This window comes from Mesorhizobium sp. M8A.F.Ca.ET.207.01.1.1 (genome assembly GCF_004794715.1).
In the GTDB taxonomy this organism is placed as follows: Bacteria; Pseudomonadota; Alphaproteobacteria; order Rhizobiales; family Rhizobiaceae; genus Mesorhizobium.
Genome location: NZ_SRUS01000004.1, coordinates 467935 through 484520, shown reverse-complemented (window position 1 = coordinate 484520; position 16586 = coordinate 467935). Strand labels below are relative to the sequence as shown.

The following is a 16586-nucleotide window of genomic DNA, read 5'->3' as shown; positions in this document are numbered from 1 at the left end:
GGGGAGATGTCCGGCAGGACAGAGGGGGGCGCCGTAGAGCACCTGCCTCCGCGTCCTCAGGCGCCCGAGATTTGAATTTGAAAGCAAGCATCGGAGTGAGGAACATCCGGCCCGTCGCTAGGGTTCAGGCACACAGAAGGAGTGAAGGCAATGAACCACATGCAAACCCATATGCCGGCGACGGCCGCCGGCGCGGCCCTGGACACCATCGCCTATGCCATCGGTCAGTCCGCGCTTGGACGCATCCTCGTGGCGCGCAGTCCTATCGGCATCTGCGCCATCCTGATCGGTTCCGACGCCAATACGCTGGAACAGGACCTCGTCAACCGCTTCCCCGGCAGGGTGCTGCTCGAAGACGAGGCCGGCTTGCGCGACGATTTCGCGGCCATCGCGCGCTTCATCGAAATGCCCGGCGCCGGCCTCGACCTGCCGCTCGACATGCGCCACGGCACGCCCTTCCAGCAGCGTGTGTGGGAGGTGCTGCGCACGATCCCATGCGGGGCCACCATCACCTACACCGCCCTTGCCCGGCGCCTCGGCGTGCCGGACGGCGCCCGCGCCGTGGCGACGGCCTGTGCCGCCAACGCCATCGCGCTCGGCATTCCCTGCCACCGCGTGCTGCGCGCCGACGGCTCGCTGTCCGGCTACCGCTGGGGGATCGAACGCAAGCGCGCCTTGCTGGAGCGGGAGGCCGCGATATGAGCGCCGACGCCAGGGTTGTTGCCCCATCGCTGATCGAAGCCGCCGAGACACGCATCGCCGCCTACGACTGGCCGGCGCTCACCGCCGAGCTCGACGGCTTCGGCTGCGCGGTGATGGAAAAGCTGCTCTCACCCGAAGAGTGCCGGCAGCTCGCCGGCCTCTACCCCCAGGAGCAGCATTTCCGCAGCCACATCCACATGGCCAGGCACGGCTTCGGCAAGGGCGAATACCGCTATTTCCGCTATCCCCTGCCCGACCTGATCGGCGGCCTGCGCGGCGCGCTCTATCCCAGGCTGGCCGAGGTCGCCAACCGGTGGAACGAGCGCATGGGGATCGCCATGCGCTACCCCGCCACGCACGCCGCGTTCCTCGACCAGTGCCATGCCGTCGGCCAGGTCAGGCCGACGCCGCTTCTGCTGCAATATGTGCCCGGCGACTTCAACTGCTTGCACCAGGACCTCTATGGCGATCTCGCCTTCCCGCTGCAGGTGGCGATCCTGCTTTCGGATCCCGGCGAGGATTTCACCGGCGGCGAATTCGCGCTGACCGAACAGCGGCCGCGCATGCAGAGCCGGGTCGAGGTGGTGCCCCTGCGCCAGGGCGATGCGGTGGCCTTCGCCGTCCACAACCGGCCGGTGCAGGGCACGAAAGGCAATTACCGCGTCAATCTGCGCCACGGCGTCAGCCGGCTGCGCTCAGGCATGCGCCACACGGTCGGCATTATCTTCCACGATGCCAGGTGAATGCCGGCCTCATGCTTCCCAGTAGGGCGGGTCGCCAAACACATCGCGCAGCCATGCGGTGAGCGCGCGCAGTTTGGCCGATCCGCGCCGGTCCTCGGGAAAGGCCATGTAGATGCTGGCTCCTTCCGGCTCGGCGCCGACATCGACGCTCACCAGCCGCCCGTCGGCGATTTCCGCCTGGATGAAATAGGCGGGAAGCAGAGCCAGGCCGAGGCCGGCAAGCGCGGCATCGCGCATCAGGATCCCGTTGTTGACGCGCAACGTGGTCTGAGGGCGGACAGTCGTCAGCCGCCGTGAAACCTTGAACCGCCAGTCGGCGGCGCCCCGGATCGAATAGATGATGCCCTTGTGGCGTTTCAGGTCCTCGACGGTCCCGGGCCGCCCGAATGTCTCGAGATAGTCCGGCGCGGCCACCAGGAAGCGCCGGCTGGAAGCCAGCTTCCTGACGATGACGGGGCCGTCGTCGACCACTGGCCCGTGACGCAAAATGGCGTCGTAGCCGTCGGCCACTATGCTGACGAAGCGGTCGTCGAGATCGAGCGTCAGCTCAATCCCCGGATGCTTGGCCAGGAAGCCATACAGCGCCGGGCCGAGATGCAGGATTCCGAAACTGGTCGGCGCCGCTATTCTGAGCGGCCCGGCGAGTTCACCGCGGCGCTCTGCGATCTCGGCGCTGGCATCGGCCACCTCCTGCATAATGCGCTTGGCGCGTTCATAGAAACTTCGTCCTGTCTCGGTGATGGAAAGCTTGCGCGTCGTGCGGTCCAGCAGCTTCGTGCCGAGGCCGCGTTCGAGTTCCGACAGCCGCTCGCTGATGACGGATTTCGACAGCGCCATGCGCCGGGCCGCTTCGGTGATCGAACCGGATTCCGCCACGGCGACAAAGGCGGCGGCTGCTTCGAGCTTCAGCATTGTTCGGCTTTCCCGAATTCACAATCAGGCGACCGTCGCCTAACGAAATCAAGGGCATGGTGTCATAGTTCACAAAACCGCGATACCGCGGTGATAGAACAAAATCTCCAGGAGTGCTTACATGTTTCGTCCTTTGGTCATCGTGCTCGGCTTGTTGGCAATGAGTGTTCCGGCCTCGGCCCGCGTGGTCGCCTTTCCTGCCAGCTTCAAGACGCAGACGATCAAGACCAACGGCACCAGCCTGCACGTCCGTGTCGGCGGAAAAGGCCCGGCGGTCGTGCTGCTGCATGGCTTCGCCGATACCGGCGACATGTGGGCGCCGGCAGCGATTGCGTTGATGAAGGATCACACGGTGATCGTGCCGGACCTGCGCGGCATGGGCCTTTCGGCGCATCCCGACGACGGCTACACCAAGAAGAACCAGGCGGTCGACATAGCCGGCGTGATGGATGCGCTGAAGGTCGACAAGGCCGACCTGGTGACGCACGACATCGGCAACATGGTCGGCTATGCGCTGGCCGCGCAATATCCCAAGCGCATCACCAAATGGGTCGTCATCGACGCGCCGCTGCCGGGCATAGGCGACTGGGACAAGATCAAGCAGAGCCCGCTGCTGTGGCACTTCAACTTCCGAGGCCCCGACATGGAGCGGCTGGTCGCGGGTCGCGAGCGCATCTACCTCGACCGCTTCTACAACGAACTGTCGGCCGACCCGAAGAAGATCGACGAGGCGACGCGCGCCCACTACGCAAAACTCTATGCACGGCCGCATGCCATGCATGACGCCTTCGAGCAGTTCAAGGCATTCGACCAGGACGCCATCGACAACCAGGCGATGCTGGCCAGCGGCGGCAAGCTGTCCATGCCCGTGCTCGCCGCGGGTGCGGAAAAATCGGCCGGCACCAGCCAGGCCGACATCCTGCGTCTCGTCGCCACGGACGTGACCGGAGCCGTCGTGCCCGCATCGGGCCATTGGATCATGGAGGAAAACCCCGATGCCACCGTCAAGCTGATCACGGATTTCCTCTCCAGGTAACGGCCTATCGGGTCACTCCGTCGGCGGCGATCATGTCCAGTATCCACGGGCAGGCATAATAGTCTGCGATGCGGTCGATCGCCCCACCGGTCGCATGGATTCGCACCAGATAGGCCGGCCGCCAGACCTCGCCATATTGCCTGTCGACGACCAGCATGATCTCCCCTTCGATCGTGCCTGGCCGCATGCGCCAGGGCAGTTCACTGCGCTCATATTCGACGAAGTAGGGCGAGCGGGAGAGCAGGCCGTTATAGCAGTCCGAGACCCGCAGCCGCGCATCGGCGCTGGTCAGCGCCCGCACCCCGTCCCAGTCCCTGGCATTGAAGAGCGCGACATAGCGGTCAAGCAGCCGCTCCAGTTCCGGGTTATGTGGTGGCACCGCGACCGGTTGCGCGGGCAAGGCGGCGAGCTTGGCGCGGCCGCGATTGAGCGCCGACTTGACGCCGCCCGATGTCGAGCCGACCAAATCGGCGATCTCGTCCAGCGAATGGTCGAAGACATCCTTGAGCAGCACGCAGGCGCGCTCCTTCGGCGGCAGATGCACGACTAGCCGCTCGATGGCGCGGCCGGCGGCCGGACCGGCCGGCTCGACCGGCAGCACGATATCGTCGCCGGCATAGAAGGCTTCGGCCGCGTGCCGCGTGCGGCGATTGCGGATGAAGTCGATGCACCTGTTATGCGCGATGCGAAACAGCCACGGCCGCAGCGCCTGCGCATCGTCGAGCAGCTCGATCTTGCGATAGGCCTCGAACAGCGCCTCCTGCATGATGTCCTCGCCATCCAGCGCCGAGCCGGTCATGCGCGCGCAATAGCGATGCAACCTGGCGCGCAGATGCGAAACCGTCTCCAGGAACGCGGCATAGCGCAGGTCGAACACGCGGTCGGGCTTAGGCCAGGCCCGCATGGCTTGCATCGTGTCGGGGGATTTGCGGATCTGCTGGTTCATCGCGGCACGTAGGTCAGGGTCACCACGCCGTTGGCGAAACGATGCGTGCCGACAAGATCGAGATCGACCGGTCCGACATCGTCGAAGGCGCGCTTGCCGTGCCCGACCCATGTCGGCACGATCGACAGATGATACTCGTCCACCAGCCCCGCGCCAAGCAAGGTGCGGTCGAGCTGCGACACCCCATATTTCAGGATGTCGCCGCCCGGCTGCCGTTTCAGCGCCGCCAGCGCCTCGGCGACATCGCCCTCTATCAGCGCGGCATTCCACGACACCGTCTTCAGAGTCGTCGAGGCGACCAGCTTCTTCAGGCCGTTGATGCGGTCCATGTAGGGGCTATCCCTGATGTCTGGCCAGCGTGCGAAGAACATCTCGTAGGTGACGCGGCCAAGCAGGAAGAACTCGACGTTCGAAAGCGCCTGCAAGGCATGGTCCACATTCTCCCCGACGAAGAACGGCGAGGCCCATGTCATGGGCCCCTCGATGACGCCATCCAGCGAGACGAAACTCGACACGATCAGCCGCCGCATGCTCACGCCGCCCTTTCGCTGCTCTTCTCACCGGCTGCCGGCAGCCCCAGTCTCGGCCGTACCCAGGTGGCGAAACGGGCAATGGCATCATCGGCCTCCGGCGCCCGCCCGGCCATCATCTGGAAGGAGTGCAGCATGCCGTCAAAGACGTCGAGCCGGGTCTCGACGCCGGCCTGTCTCGCCCGCTCGGCGAACATGCGGCTTTCGTCGACCAGCGTCTCGTCGGCGCCGGCCTGCAGGAAGACGGGTGGAAAGCCGGAGAGATCGGCATAGAGCGCGCTGACCTCGGGATCGCGCCGATCGGCATCGCCGATGAAATTGGCCGCCAGCCAGTCGACGCCAGCCTTGGCGAAGGCCGGATCTTTTTCGCGGTTGGTCTCGTAGCTGGCGGCGGTCATCGCCATGTCGAACCAGCCGGAGATGATCAGCGTGGCGACGGGCAGCGGCCGCCCCTGCGCGCGCAGCCGCTGCAGGACGCCATAGGTCAGCACCGCGCCGCAGGAGTCGCCGGCGATCACGATCCCCCGGGGGTCGAAGCCCTGGTCGACAAGCCAGTTCCAGGCTGCCATCGCCGCCTCGAGCTGGGCCGGATGCTTGGCCTGATGCGCCAGCGGATAATCGTAGACCAGCGCCCGGCAGCCGACGGCCTTGGCGAGATGGCCGACCAGCTTGCGGTGGGTGTAGATCGAGCCGCCGATGAAGCCGCCGCCATGCGCATAAAACAGCACCCGCTGCTCGTCGGCACCCTTGGGCACGACCCACATCGCCGGCACGCCGCCGGCATCGACCTCGATATAGTCGACGCCGCGCGGCTCGCCGGTCAGCGCCGTCCAATGGACATCGTTGTGGTCGATGATCGCTTGCGGGCTGGTCTGCTTGCCCGCATTGGCCGCGATCGCCGCGTAATGGTTCCTGTTTGCCTCGCTCTCGATGCTCGCCATGATATTCTCCTGGGGTTGCGGATCGCGGAAGGCGCGACCTTCGAAGGCAGAGACGTACGGGCAGGCAAAAAGGATACGTGGCGGTGGGCGCTTTTTTTGCGGACGCGCTCAGCCGCCAAACATCGCGGCATGCCGCCGGGCGAATTCGACGAACGGTGTCGGCCGCACGCCGAACATCTCATGCGTGGCCAGATGCACCCGCGATTTCGGCCGCCGCCGCCGCTCCGCCAGTTGCTCGTCGAGCGCATCGGCGAAGTCGGCAGGGACGCCGGCGGCCAGCAGATTGCGCCGGCGCTCCTGCGGGCTGACATCGACATAGCGGACCGGCTTGTCGATCCCTTGCGAAATCCGCGCCGCGATGTCGCTCATGGTCAGCGCCTCGGGTCCGGTCATGTCCAGGCTCTCGCCTTCGTGGCCGCCATCGCGCAGCAGCCGGACGGCGACCTTGGCGATGTCCTCGACATCGACCGGCGACAGTTCGGTATCGCCGAGCGCGAGATAAAAAGCGCCTTCCGCGGCAATGGTCGGCGCGTCGCGCAGATAGACTTGCATGAACTGGCTGGGGCGCAGGTGGGTCCACGCCATGCCCGCTCCCTCCAGATAGCGCTCGACCACCTCATGCATGCGCGTGAAGCGGAACTTGGTCGCGTCATAGCCGATGTTGGATTCGGCACCGGAAAACTTCACCACATGCGCGACGCCGGCCTGCTTGCAGGCGTCGATGAACCGGCACTGCGTCTCGACCATGTCTTGCGCGGCGGTCGAAATCATCAGCACGCGATCGATGCCGTCGAGTGCCGCGCCAAGCGTCTCCGCCCGGCGCATATCGCCTTCGATCAGGTCGACGCCCGCAAGTCCGCCGAGCCCTGCCGCGGATGCCCGGTCCAGATCGCGAACCAGCGCCCTCACTTGATACTTCTGCCGTGCGAATTCGCGCACGATTGCCTTGCCGTTCAGGCCGGTGGCGCCTGTCACCAGGATCATGGTCTGTCTCTCCATTCAGCATCGATGCGGCCGCCCTTTCGGCGACCGCATCTTGAAGACGAAGAGAAGCGGGCAAAGGATTCCGGCCAAACGTCTTTTTTATCGGGGCGAGGCCAGTATGCGCCGGATCAGCCCGCCGGCGCATAGCGGCTGACCACCATGCCGCAGGCATAGGCCTTCGAGCCGAGCAGCCGCAGGTTTCGGAACCCGCCCTCGTCGAAGATACGGCGGCCGGCGCCCAGCACGGCAGGATTGACGAACAGCTGGAACTCGTCGACCAGCCCGGCCGCGATCAGCGCCGACGCAAAGCCGGCGCCGCCGAAGACGGCCATGTCGCCGCCCTCGCCAGCCTTTAGCGCGCTGACCTCGCGCGGCAGGTCGCCGCTCACCACCGTCGTGCGCTCCCAACGCGAGGCCTCGAGCCTGTCGCTCGGCACCACCTTGCGCGCTTCGACGATGCGCCGGGCGAAAGCATAGAAGGGATCGGCCGGATATTTCCTCGCCGCATTGCCCCAATGGGTGAGGTAGCCCTCCTCGGCCATCTTGCGGCTGAGCAGGATGGTGTCGATGCCGGCAAACACGGCGTTGAAATCCTGTTTCAGCTCGGCGTCCCAACCATTGTCGTCGCCCCACTCCCAGAGCTGCCACGGGTGATCGGCATCGGCGCCGACGAAACCGTCGACCGACATCTGCATCTGCAGGATGAGGTTTTTCATCGGGTGTCCTCGTCAGATTTGCCTAGGTATGGTTTACTTTCGGAACCATTTGACCTGCCGGGCAAAATGATGTCAATAGTAAAGTGATTTAAAATTGGAACCATAGGGATGTCGACTCGCGAACGATCCGCTTGCCCGATCAACCTGTCGCTGGAACTGCTCGGCGATCGCTGGACGCTGCTCATCATCCGCGACCTGATCTTCGCCGGCAAAAAGCATTTTCGCGAGTTCCTGCAATCCGATGAAGGCATCTCCTCGCGCACCCTGGCCGAGCGGCTGCAGACGCTGCAGGACGAAGGCATCCTTACCCGCAGCGACGACCCGAGCCACGGATTGAAGGCAATCTACCGGCTGACCGAGGCCGGTATCGACCTCTTGCCGGTGCTTGCCACGCTCGGCGCCTGGGGCAGCAAGCACCGCAAGGCCGATGACAAGCTGGCCCGCATCGCCGATGAACTGGCGGCCGGCGGCGAACCGGCGCTGGAACGGATGAAGATGGTACTGCGGGCGGAGCATGTTGTGTAGGCTCTTCCTCCTCCTCCGTTCGAGGAGCATCCTACGGCCCCGCATTGACAACGATCCCTTTTTGTTCTCTTTATGTACCTATCTATCAGCAATCGCGGATGAGCGGAACAGGATGGAAACAACGGCCACCATCCTGCATGCCGATCTCGACGCCTTCTATGCCTCGGTCGAGCAGTTGCTCGACCCCACGCTGCGCGGCAAGCCGATCGCGGTCGGCGGCGGCGTGGTGCTCGCCGCCTCCTATGAGGCGCGTGCCTTCGGCGTGCGCGGCGGCATGCCGGGGCGCAAGGCGCGCGAGCTTTGCCCGCAATTGATCTTCGTCGGCGGCAATTTCAGCGACTACCAGCGGCTGGGCGACGCGGCGATCAAGGTGCTCGACGATTTCACGCCGGTGGTCGAGCGCATCTCCATCGACGAGGCCTTCGCCGATGTCGCCGGCTGCACGCATCTGTTCGGACAGCCAGAAGAGATCGCCACGATTATCCGCCGCCGTGTGAGGGCAGAACTCGGCCTGCCGATCTCGATCGGCGTGGCGCGCACCAAGCACTTGGCCAAGATCGCCTCGCAGGTCGCAAAGCCCGACGGGCTGGTGGTGGTCGACCCCGGCACCGAGCTTGCCTTCCTGCACGATTCGCCGGTCTCGCTGATGTGGGGCGTCGGGCCGGCAACCAGGGCGCGGTTGGCCGAGATCGGCGTCGAGACCATCGGCGAACTGGCCCGCACCCACAGCGGCGCGCTGACGCGGCTGCTCGGCCCCGCCGCCGGCGACAAGCTCGCGGCCCTGGCGTGGAACCGCGACCCGCGCAAGCTGGAGATGAAGCGCCGGGCGCATTCGGCCGGCGCGCAATCGGCGCTTGGGCAAAAGCCGGCCGTGGCGCGGGTGATCGTGCCGACACTGCTGCATCTGGCCGACCGCGTCGCCAGCCGGCTGCGCGCCAAGAACCGCCCCGGCCGCACGGTGACGGTGCGCGTGCGCTTCGCCGATCTCAGCGCCGTCACCCGCTCGATCACGCTGGACCAGCCGATCTCGGCGACGATCATGCTGGCCGAGATCGCGACGGACCTGGTGCGCGGCGTGCTCGCTGACCATCCACGGGAGAAAACCATCTCGCTGCTGGCGATCTCGGTCTCGCATCTGGAAGAGAGCGCCGAGCTGCAGCTCGACCTGCCGCTCGGCCTTGCCGACGAAAAGCGCCGCCCCGGCAGCCGAAAGGGCCTCGCCCGTTTCGGCGCCGACCGCGCCGTCGACAAGATCCGCGAGCGCTTCGGCAAACAGGCGGTCGGCTACGGCACGGTGGCGCTGGAGGCGGCGCGATCAGTGCCGGACGAATTCAGGAAGTTGGCGGAAAAGGAACTGTGAGCGGAGAAGCCCTCCCGTCGCTCACGCCTTGCGGATCAACGTGCCGAACCAGGCGGCGCCGCGGTCACGGCCGACAGCAGCTCGCGCTTCACCAGCACCGGCTTTTGATAGGTCTTCCTCACGGCAATTCCCCCACACCCAGGCGTCTGGCGGCAACTAGCATCCGGCAGGCACCGCTTGTCAAGAAGAGGCGAAATTGGGTAGCGGGGCAGTTTGCAGATCGCGAAAATGGTTGCAATGATCGAAGCGAAGGGAGCGGCGGCGCCGACTGTCGAGATCTAATAAAAGAGGGTTGCCGTGTGACCATCCTTGACAAGGCAAAGCAATGGGCAAGGGCCATCAAGCGCGATGTGGTCGCCTTGTGGCTGGCCGCCCGCGATCCCCGCGTTCCCTGGTACGCCAAGGTTGCCGCCGGCGCGGTCGCCGCCTACGCGCTCAGTCCTATCGATCTGATACCCGATTTCATTCCCGTCCTCGGATATTTGGACGATCTGATCATCGTACCGCTCGGCATCCTGCTTGCGGTGAAGTTGATCCCCGCCGCTTTGATGGCTGAGTTTCGCGCGGCAGCCATTCGCCGATCCAGGCCGACCAGCCGCGGCGGTCTGGCATTCATCGTTGGAATTTGGGTTCTGATGGCCGCCGCGCTCATCTGGTTGTTCTGGCCAGATCGCTCGGCTTAGATTTCAGGCCCGGCGTTTCTCATTGCCCCGGCAGCCCCACATCAAAGCCGCGCGGTGCCGAAAATCCGATCCCAGAAAATCGACGTCACGCCGAAATTGGCGTTCTCGTCGACATGGTGATGCACCGCGTGGCGGCGCTTCAGCATGTAGAGATAGCTCGGATGGGTCGGATGCCAGTGATGGATCATGTGGTGGACGCTGATGTACCAGAGGTAGCCCAGCATCAGACCGCAGCTCACCGCGCTGGCGGTCGCGAAATCCGAGACCATCCAGACAGGCAGGAACGCCACCAGCGCATGAACGCCGAGGCTGAGCCAGGTGGGCGTGCCCACCGGGCTGCGCTCCTCGACATGGTGACGGTCGTGCAGGTCCCGGATCCAGGGAACGTGGTGCAGCACGAAGCGATGCAGGACGTATTCGATCAGCGTCCACAGGCCAAGGCAGGTCAGCGCCGTGCCGATCCAGTCCGGCGCGCCTTCCTCTCCGGCCTCGATCAGCCCCGCCACGCCCAATACGGCGATCACCAGCGGATAGACCACGAAGTCGCTATAGTAGCCGATCAGACCCAGCTGCATTCGGACGAATCACCTGACTTTCGACGCCGCCCCAAAAGCGATGCTATCAGATTGCCGGACTCGCGCATGAGGTGCAATCCGGATGCGCCTGACATAGCGTCGCAATTTCCCGGTGCAAGATCGGCAGTGATCAACGCAGGATCGGCCGACTTCGCACCAGCGCCGCAAACGGACATGCAAACATGGCAAAACGCAGCGCCGGCCTGCTGATCTATCGCCGCAGCGGTGGTGACATCGAGGTGCTGCTGGTCCATCCCGGCGGCCCGTTCTGGGCGAAGAAGGACGATGGCGCCTGGTCGATCCCGAAGGGCCTCGTCGACCAGGGCGAGGACGAGTTGGCGGCGGCGCGACGCGAGACCGGGGAAGAGCTCGGCACGAAGGTCGAAGGCCCCTTCGCGCGTCTTGGCGACTACCGGCAACCGGGCGGCAAGATCGTCTCGGCCTGGTCCGTCGAGGCCGACATCGATGCCGCCGTCATCAGCAGCAACACCTTCACAATGGAATGGCCGCCGCGATCCGGATCGATGAAGGAATTCCCGGAGGTCGACAGAGCCGGCTGGTTCACATTGGCCGAGGCCGAGGTGAAGATTTTGCAGGGCCAGCGCCCGATGCTGTCGGATCTGGCGGGGCAACTGGGCGTGGCATGATCGCCGACGGCAAAGCTGCCAATCTCCCCCAAGAGGGGAAGATGGCCGGCAGGCCAGAGGGGGGCGCTGTCCCGCCAACGTCTCGGTCAATCAGGTATGTCCGTCGGAGGCTTGCGTGAAAGAGGATCATACCGATAGGCAGTGATCCTTGGCGCCCCCCTCTGCCCTGCCGGGCATCTCCCCACGAGGGGGAGATTGGCTGTCATCCCCCAAACCGCGCCGCCGTCCACGCCCCGCTGGCCGCGTTCGACTCCACGGCGGCGGCGACGAACTTCACGCCGCGCGCGCCGTCGACCACGTCGGGCACCTGTGCCGCGCGGGCAGGATCGACCACGCCCCCCGAACGGTGGGCGCGGATGATGTCGGCGGCATCGCGGTAGAAATTGGCGAAGGCCTCGATATAGCCCTCCGGATGCGCCGCCGGCATGCGCGAGACGCGCCGGGCTTCCGCCGTCGAGCCGTGGCCGCCGCGCACCAGCGTGCGGGTTTCCTCGCCATGGACGGAAAAGCGCAGTTCCTCCGGCCGCGTGCCCGACCATTCGAGCCCGGCTCTGTCGCCATAGATGCGCACGGAGAGGTCGTTGTAGTGGCCGGGCGACGTCTGGCTGGCCAGGATCGTGCCGCGCGCGCCGTCGGTCCAGCGCACCAGCACATGCGCATTGTCGTCGAGCCGGCGCCCCGGCACGGCGGTGAACAAATCGGCGGATACAGCCTCGGCCTCGCGGCCGGAGATGAAGCTTGCCAGGTTGAAGGCGTGCACGCCGATATCGGCCAGCACCGCCGACTGCCCTGCCCTCGCCGGATCGGTGCGCCATTCCGCCTGCTTCTGGCCGTCGGCATCGATCGGCTTGGTCAGCCAGTCCTGGATATAGGCGCCATGCACAGACACGATCCGGCCGAGTTCGCCCGCCATCACCATCTCGCGCGCCTGGCGCACCATGGCGTAGCCGGTGTTGTTGAGGGTGACGACGAAGCGGCGCTTTTTGGCGCGCGCCAGCGCCACCAGCGCTCGCGCGTCATCAAGCGTCGTCGACAGCGGCTTGTCGCAGATCACGTCGATGCCGGCTTCGAGAAATGCGGTGGCGATCGGCGCGTGCAGATGGTTGGGCGTGACGATGACGACCGCCTCGATGCCATCCGGCCGCGCGGCCTCCGCTCTGGCCATGGCGCGATAATCGGCATAGCTGCGATCCGGCGCGATGCCGATTTCGGCGGCCGAGGCGGCGGCATTGTCCGGATCGGACGACAGCGCGCCGGCGACCAGCGCGATCTGGTCGTCAAGCCGCATGGCCAGCCGATGCACCGCGCCGATGAAGGCGTTGCGGCCGCCGCCGACCATGCCCACCCTCAAGCGCGTGCCCGCCGACCCGTCCGATGTTGCGTAGACCATGGTTCCTCCTCCACCTATCACTTCGTCATCCTGGGGCGGAGCAAGGAGCGCAGCGACGCGGCGCAGACCCCAGGATCCATGCCGTGGCTTCAAGGCGTTGCGACGGTGCAGAATCTTCTGATTCCGCCGCGTTCCTCGGCAACTGTCACGGCATGGATCCCTTGGGCTGCGGAGCAGCTCCAGGGGTCTCCGCGACGGAGCTTCGCTCCTGCTTCGCCCTGGGATGACGACGTTGGAAGGACTTACCGAGCCCCCCTACCACCCTCGAACAGGATTTCCAATTTCCATATTGTAAAACGATCGTATCGCGCTAGCCTGAATTCATGAGCGGGGCGAGAAAACCATCCGGACGATCCAGTGCCGACGAGGCGGCGACGCGCAAGCGCGGGCGTTCGCTGGCGGCCCTTGGCTATATACAGCCGCAGACCTATGAAGAGCTGCGCGCGGTGCTGTCCTCCGGCACGGTGCATTTTCCGAAGCGCCTGCGCCAGGTGGCGATCTTCCTGTGGCAGCATCCGAGCGAGGTGGCGCTCGGCACCATCGCCCAAGTGGCGGCGCAGGCCGGCGTACAGCCCTCGACGCTGGTGCGCTTTGCGCAGATCTTCGGCTATTCTGGCTTTTCCGATTTTCAGGGCCTGTTCAAGGACCACGTCAAGGGTTCCTGGCCGGAAGGCCGCGGCGAGCAGCGCGCCGAGGCCGAGCCCAATGCCGCCTTGCATTTCCTGCACGGCATGGTCGGCGCCTCGCAGGCCTCGCTCGGCCGCATCGAAAGCGGCTTCGATGTCGAAAGCTTCGAGAAGATGGTGGCGACGCTGGCCGGGGCGGACCTGATCTACGTCATCGGCTCCAAGCGCGCCTTCCCCGTCACCACCTATCTGTCGCTGACGCTTTCGCAGCAAGGCGTGCGCAATGTGCTGGTCGACAATGTCGGCTCGACCGCGCTCGACCAGGTCGGCTGTATCGGCAGGCAGGATGCGGTGCTGGCGGTATCCTTCAGCCCCTACAATTCGATCACGCCCGACCTCGTCGCGGTGGCGCACGAACGCGGCGCCCGCATCGTCACCATCACCGACAGCACCTTCTCGCCGCTGATCCGGCTCTCGGACAGCTGGCTGGAGGTGGTGGAATCCGACTTCGCCGGTTTCCGCTCGCTGGCCGCGTCGCTCGCCGTCGGCATGGCGCTGGTCCAAGGCGTCGCGGCAAAGCGCGGCAACTGAATATTGGAGGTTTTGATGGAGAGTTTCGACTTGTGGCGGCGACCATAAATTATCGACGCCCGCGCCGCCCCTCATCGCCCTGCCGGGCACTTCTCCCCGTATAGTGACGGGGAGAAGGGGCTGGCCTCAGCGCTGGCACCCCCTTTGCAACATTGGTGATTGGCGAAATCGGTGACGACAGCGCCCTCTCCCCGTCACTATACGGGGAGAGGATGCCGGCAGGCAGGTGAGGGGCGGCGCGGACTTTAGCGATGTCATCTGATGAACCGCCACTGGCACAATTGACTACCGGGAATTATCGTTCCATATTTTGAAAAATAGAAACTTTGTTCCGGGAGGAGGAATGGAGATCAGGCTCGAAGGCAAGGTGATCTTGGTCACCGGGTCGACGCAAGGCATCGGCCGTGCCATCGCCGAGACCCTGGCGCGCTCCGGCGCGGCCGGGCTGTTGGTCACCGGCCGCGAGAAGACGCGTGGCGATGCGGTCGCGGCGGAGCTTTCGCGGCTGGGCACGCCGACACTCTTCGTCGCCGCGGACCTCGGAGACCCGGAAACTCCGGCCCTTTTGGCGCAGGCCTGCATCGAGCGCTTCGGTCGCATCGACGGCCTGGTCAACGCCGCCGGCCTCACCGACCGCGCGTCCTTCCTCGACGCCAGCCCCGAAGACTGGGCGGCGCTGTTCGCCGTCAATGCGCGCGCGCCGTTCTTCCTGATGCAGGCGGCGATTGCCGACATGCGGAAACGCGGCCAGGGGGGCGCGATCGTCAACATCCTGTCGATCAACGCCCATTGCGGCTCACCGGAGCTTGCCGTCTATTCCGCCACCAAGGGCGCGCTGGCGACGCTCACCAAGAACGCCGCCAACGCCCACCGCTTCGACCGCATCCGCGTCAACGGCATCAATGTCGGCTGGACCGACACGCCGGCCGAGCGTGTGATGCAGGCGCAGACGCTCGGTCATGGCCCGGGCTGGCTTGACGCCGCCAACGCCGCCCAGCCCTTTGGCCGGCTGCTCAGGCCGGACGATATCGCCAACCTCGCCGTCTTCCTGCTTTCCGACGCGGCCGGGCCGATGACCGGGGCGGTGATCGACCAGGAGCAGTCGGTGATCGGGGCGAACCGGTGAACGCCATCGAAACGCTTGGGCCTGGCCTGCTGGAGCGGCTTCCCGCCGCCGTGCAAAAGCCGACCTACGACCGCGCATCGCTGTCACCCGGCATGGCCCATCTCGGCGTCGGTGCCTTCCACCGCTGCCACCAGGCCGAATACACCGACGACCTGCTCTCGCTGAAGTTCGACCGCTGGGGCATTGTCGGCATCAACATCCGCCCGCCCGCGCTCGCCGACACCCTTGGCCGGCAAGGCGGCCTCTACACAAGGCTGATCCGCGAGAACGACCATGTCGAGGCGCGCATCATCGGCAGCATCGTGAAGGTGGTCGACAGCCAGGACAGCGCCGCACCGGCGCTCGCGGTGCTCGCCTCGCCCGACATCGAACTGGTGACGATGACGGTGACGGAAAAAGGCTATTGCCATATCCCGTCGACCGGCGCGCTCGATCTCGGCCATCCCGACATCGTCCATGATCTCGCCAATCCGGAAGCGCCACGCAGCCTGCCCGGCATCCTGGCGCTGGCGCTGGAGCAGCGCAGGGCCACGCATGGCCGGAAGCTGACACTGCTCTCCTGCGACAACATTCCGACCAACGGCGTCATCCTGGAAAATGTCGTGCGGAGCTTTGCCGAACGGCGCGGCAATGGGCTTGCCGACTGGATTGCGGCCAATGCCGCCTTCCCCTCCGCCATGGTCGACCGCATCGCGCCGGCTGTGTCGCCGGATGACCTCGACAGCGTCGAGCAATGGTTCGGCTATCGCGATGGCGCCGTTGCCGTGGGCGAACCGTTCCGGCAGTGGGTGATCGAGCAGAAATTCGCCGGCCGCATGCCGCGCTGGGACCTGGCCGGCGCGACCTTCGTCGACGATGTCACGCCGTTCGAGCATCTCAAGATGCGGGTGCTGAACGGGGCGCAAACGACGCTCGCCACGCTCGGCGTGCTGGCGGGGCTCGAACACACATTCGATGCCATCGCCGACCCGCTGCTGTCGGTCTTCGTCAGGAGCATGCTGGTCGAGGAGACGCTGCCGACACTGACGCCGGTGCCCGGCATGGAGCCGTTGGCTTATGTCGAGCAGAGCCTTGGCCGGCTGAAGAACACAGCGATCCGCCATCGCAACCACCAGATCGCTACCGATGGATCGCAAAAGATCGTCCAGCGCCTGCTCAACCCGATCCGCGACCGGCTGAGCCGAGGCGCCGGCATCGGCCTGCTGTCGGTGCCGGTCGCCGGCTGGATGGCCTATCTCATCCTGGCCTCGGCGCGCTTCGGCAAACGCTGGCCGGTGTCGGATCCCTATGCCGGCAGGATCGCAGCGATCGCCGACGAAAGCGGACGCGATGCGCCGGCGCTGGCTTCCGCCATCCTGGCCATCGACACGATTTTCGACCCCGGCCTTGCCGCCGACGAGGCGTTTCGCAAGACGGTGACTTCAGCGCTGGGCGAACTGCTTTCGGACGATCCGATGGCGGCCGTTCGACACAGTCTGGAGCAAGACGGGGTCGCGAGGTTGAAACGATCCAAACTATCGGCATTATAGGCATCGATCGCGGGTTCGCGGTCA

General features: G+C 65.6%; 18 protein-coding genes. 10 read left to right on the top strand and 8 right to left on the bottom strand.

The features are described from left to right. The first annotated feature begins 150 nt into the window (after window positions 1-150). Together EN850_RS14650 and EN850_RS14645 are read left to right on the top strand one after the other, a co-directional pair. Window positions 151-702: a methylated-DNA--[protein]-cysteine S-methyltransferase gene (locus tag EN850_RS14650; RefSeq protein ID WP_136091617.1), complete on the top strand. Its 552-nt coding sequence runs from the start codon at window positions 151-153 to the stop codon at window positions 700-702. After that, a complete protein-coding gene (locus tag EN850_RS14645; protein WP_136091616.1) occupies window positions 699-1445 on the top strand; it encodes a 2OG-Fe(II) oxygenase in 747 nt (248 codons plus the stop codon). The genes EN850_RS14650 and EN850_RS14645 overlap by 4 nt, the downstream gene beginning before the upstream one ends. Window positions 1446-1454: 9 nt before the next feature. On the opposite strand, the gene EN850_RS14640 is transcribed toward EN850_RS14645, so the two are convergent. Beyond that, window positions 1455-2357, bottom strand: coding sequence for a LysR family transcriptional regulator (locus tag EN850_RS14640; protein WP_127279721.1), 903 nt, complete (start codon window positions 2355-2357; stop codon window positions 1455-1457). Window positions 2358-2478: 121 nt separating this feature from the next. Here EN850_RS14640 and EN850_RS14635 point away from each other — a divergent pair, with 121 nt between their 5' ends. Then, window positions 2479-3393, top strand: a complete 915-nt coding sequence (locus EN850_RS14635; RefSeq protein ID WP_136091615.1) for an alpha/beta hydrolase — start codon at window positions 2479-2481, stop codon at window positions 3391-3393. 4 nt (window positions 3394-3397) lie between these two features. Here the strand turns inward: EN850_RS14635 and EN850_RS14630 are convergent, their stop codons facing one another. The 5 genes from EN850_RS14630 to EN850_RS14610 all read right to left on the bottom strand — a co-directional run bounded on the left by EN850_RS14630 (window position 3398) and on the right by EN850_RS14610 (window position 7510). Next, window positions 3398-4339 carry a sigma-70 family RNA polymerase sigma factor gene (locus tag EN850_RS14630; protein ID WP_136091614.1) on the bottom strand — a complete coding sequence of 314 codons (942 nt, stop codon included), beginning with the start codon at window positions 4337-4339 and terminating at the stop codon, window positions 3398-3400. Then, window positions 4336-4869 (bottom strand): dihydrofolate reductase family protein, encoded by a 534-nt coding sequence (locus EN850_RS14625; RefSeq protein ID WP_136091613.1) that lies wholly within the window; start codon window positions 4867-4869, stop codon window positions 4336-4338. The genes EN850_RS14630 and EN850_RS14625 overlap by 4 nt, the downstream gene beginning before the upstream one ends. 2 nt (window positions 4870-4871) lie before the next feature. Further along, window positions 4872-5810 (bottom strand): alpha/beta hydrolase, encoded by a 939-nt coding sequence (locus EN850_RS14620; protein WP_136091612.1) that lies wholly within the window; start codon window positions 5808-5810, stop codon window positions 4872-4874. A gap of 108 nt (window positions 5811-5918) precedes the next feature. Beyond that, entirely contained in the window at window positions 5919-6794 is an 876-nt protein-coding gene (locus tag EN850_RS14615) for an SDR family oxidoreductase (RefSeq protein ID WP_136091611.1), read from the bottom strand. Between the two features lie 128 nt (window positions 6795-6922). Continuing rightward, a complete protein-coding gene (locus EN850_RS14610; protein ID WP_136091610.1) occupies window positions 6923-7510 on the bottom strand; it encodes a dihydrofolate reductase family protein in 588 nt (195 codons plus the stop codon). A gap of 108 nt (window positions 7511-7618) precedes the next feature. Between EN850_RS14610 and EN850_RS14605 the strand changes: the two genes are divergently transcribed. The 3 genes from EN850_RS14605 to EN850_RS14595 all read left to right on the top strand — a co-directional run bounded on the left by EN850_RS14605 (window position 7619) and on the right by EN850_RS14595 (window position 10078). After that, the gene (locus EN850_RS14605; RefSeq protein ID WP_136091609.1) at window positions 7619-8035 is read left to right on the top strand and encodes a helix-turn-helix domain-containing protein; all 417 of its coding nucleotides are present in this window, start codon (window positions 7619-7621) and stop codon (window positions 8033-8035) included. Window positions 8036-8147: 112 nt separating this feature from the next. Then, entirely contained in the window at window positions 8148-9395 is a 1248-nt protein-coding gene (gene dinB / locus EN850_RS14600; protein WP_136091608.1) for a DNA polymerase IV, read from the top strand. Between the two features lie 299 nt (window positions 9396-9694). Then, a complete protein-coding gene (locus EN850_RS14595; RefSeq protein WP_135866115.1) occupies window positions 9695-10078 on the top strand; it encodes a YkvA family protein in 384 nt (127 codons plus the stop codon). Between the two features lie 41 nt (window positions 10079-10119). Here EN850_RS14595 and EN850_RS14590 read toward each other — a convergent pair whose 3' ends face one another. After that, window positions 10120-10653 (bottom strand): sterol desaturase family protein, encoded by a 534-nt coding sequence (locus EN850_RS14590; protein WP_136091607.1) that lies wholly within the window; start codon window positions 10651-10653, stop codon window positions 10120-10122. 182 nt (window positions 10654-10835) lie between these two features. Between EN850_RS14590 and EN850_RS14585 the strand changes: the two genes are divergently transcribed. Continuing rightward, the gene (locus tag EN850_RS14585; protein ID WP_135931820.1) at window positions 10836-11300 is read left to right on the top strand and encodes an NUDIX domain-containing protein; all 465 of its coding nucleotides are present in this window, start codon (window positions 10836-10838) and stop codon (window positions 11298-11300) included. A gap of 202 nt (window positions 11301-11502) precedes the next feature. Here EN850_RS14585 and EN850_RS14580 read toward each other — a convergent pair whose 3' ends face one another. Then, entirely contained in the window at window positions 11503-12690 is a 1188-nt protein-coding gene (locus EN850_RS14580) for a Gfo/Idh/MocA family oxidoreductase (RefSeq protein WP_136091606.1), read from the bottom strand. Between the two features lie 323 nt (window positions 12691-13013). Here EN850_RS14580 and EN850_RS14575 point away from each other — a divergent pair, with 323 nt between their 5' ends. The 3 genes from EN850_RS14575 (at window position 13014) to EN850_RS14560 (ending at window position 16562) form a co-directional block, all read left to right on the top strand. Next, complete coding sequence (locus tag EN850_RS14575; protein ID WP_136091605.1) at window positions 13014-13907, top strand: MurR/RpiR family transcriptional regulator; 894 nt, start codon at window positions 13014-13016, stop codon at window positions 13905-13907. Between the two features lie 343 nt (window positions 13908-14250). Next, window positions 14251-15033 carry an SDR family oxidoreductase gene (locus tag EN850_RS14565; RefSeq protein ID WP_127870347.1) on the top strand — a complete coding sequence of 261 codons (783 nt, stop codon included), beginning with the start codon at window positions 14251-14253 and terminating at the stop codon, window positions 15031-15033. Continuing rightward, window positions 15030-16562, top strand: coding sequence for a mannitol dehydrogenase family protein (locus tag EN850_RS14560; RefSeq protein WP_136091604.1), 1533 nt, complete (start codon window positions 15030-15032; stop codon window positions 16560-16562). The genes EN850_RS14565 and EN850_RS14560 overlap by 4 nt, the downstream gene beginning before the upstream one ends. Window positions 16563-16586: the final 24 nt, after the last annotated feature.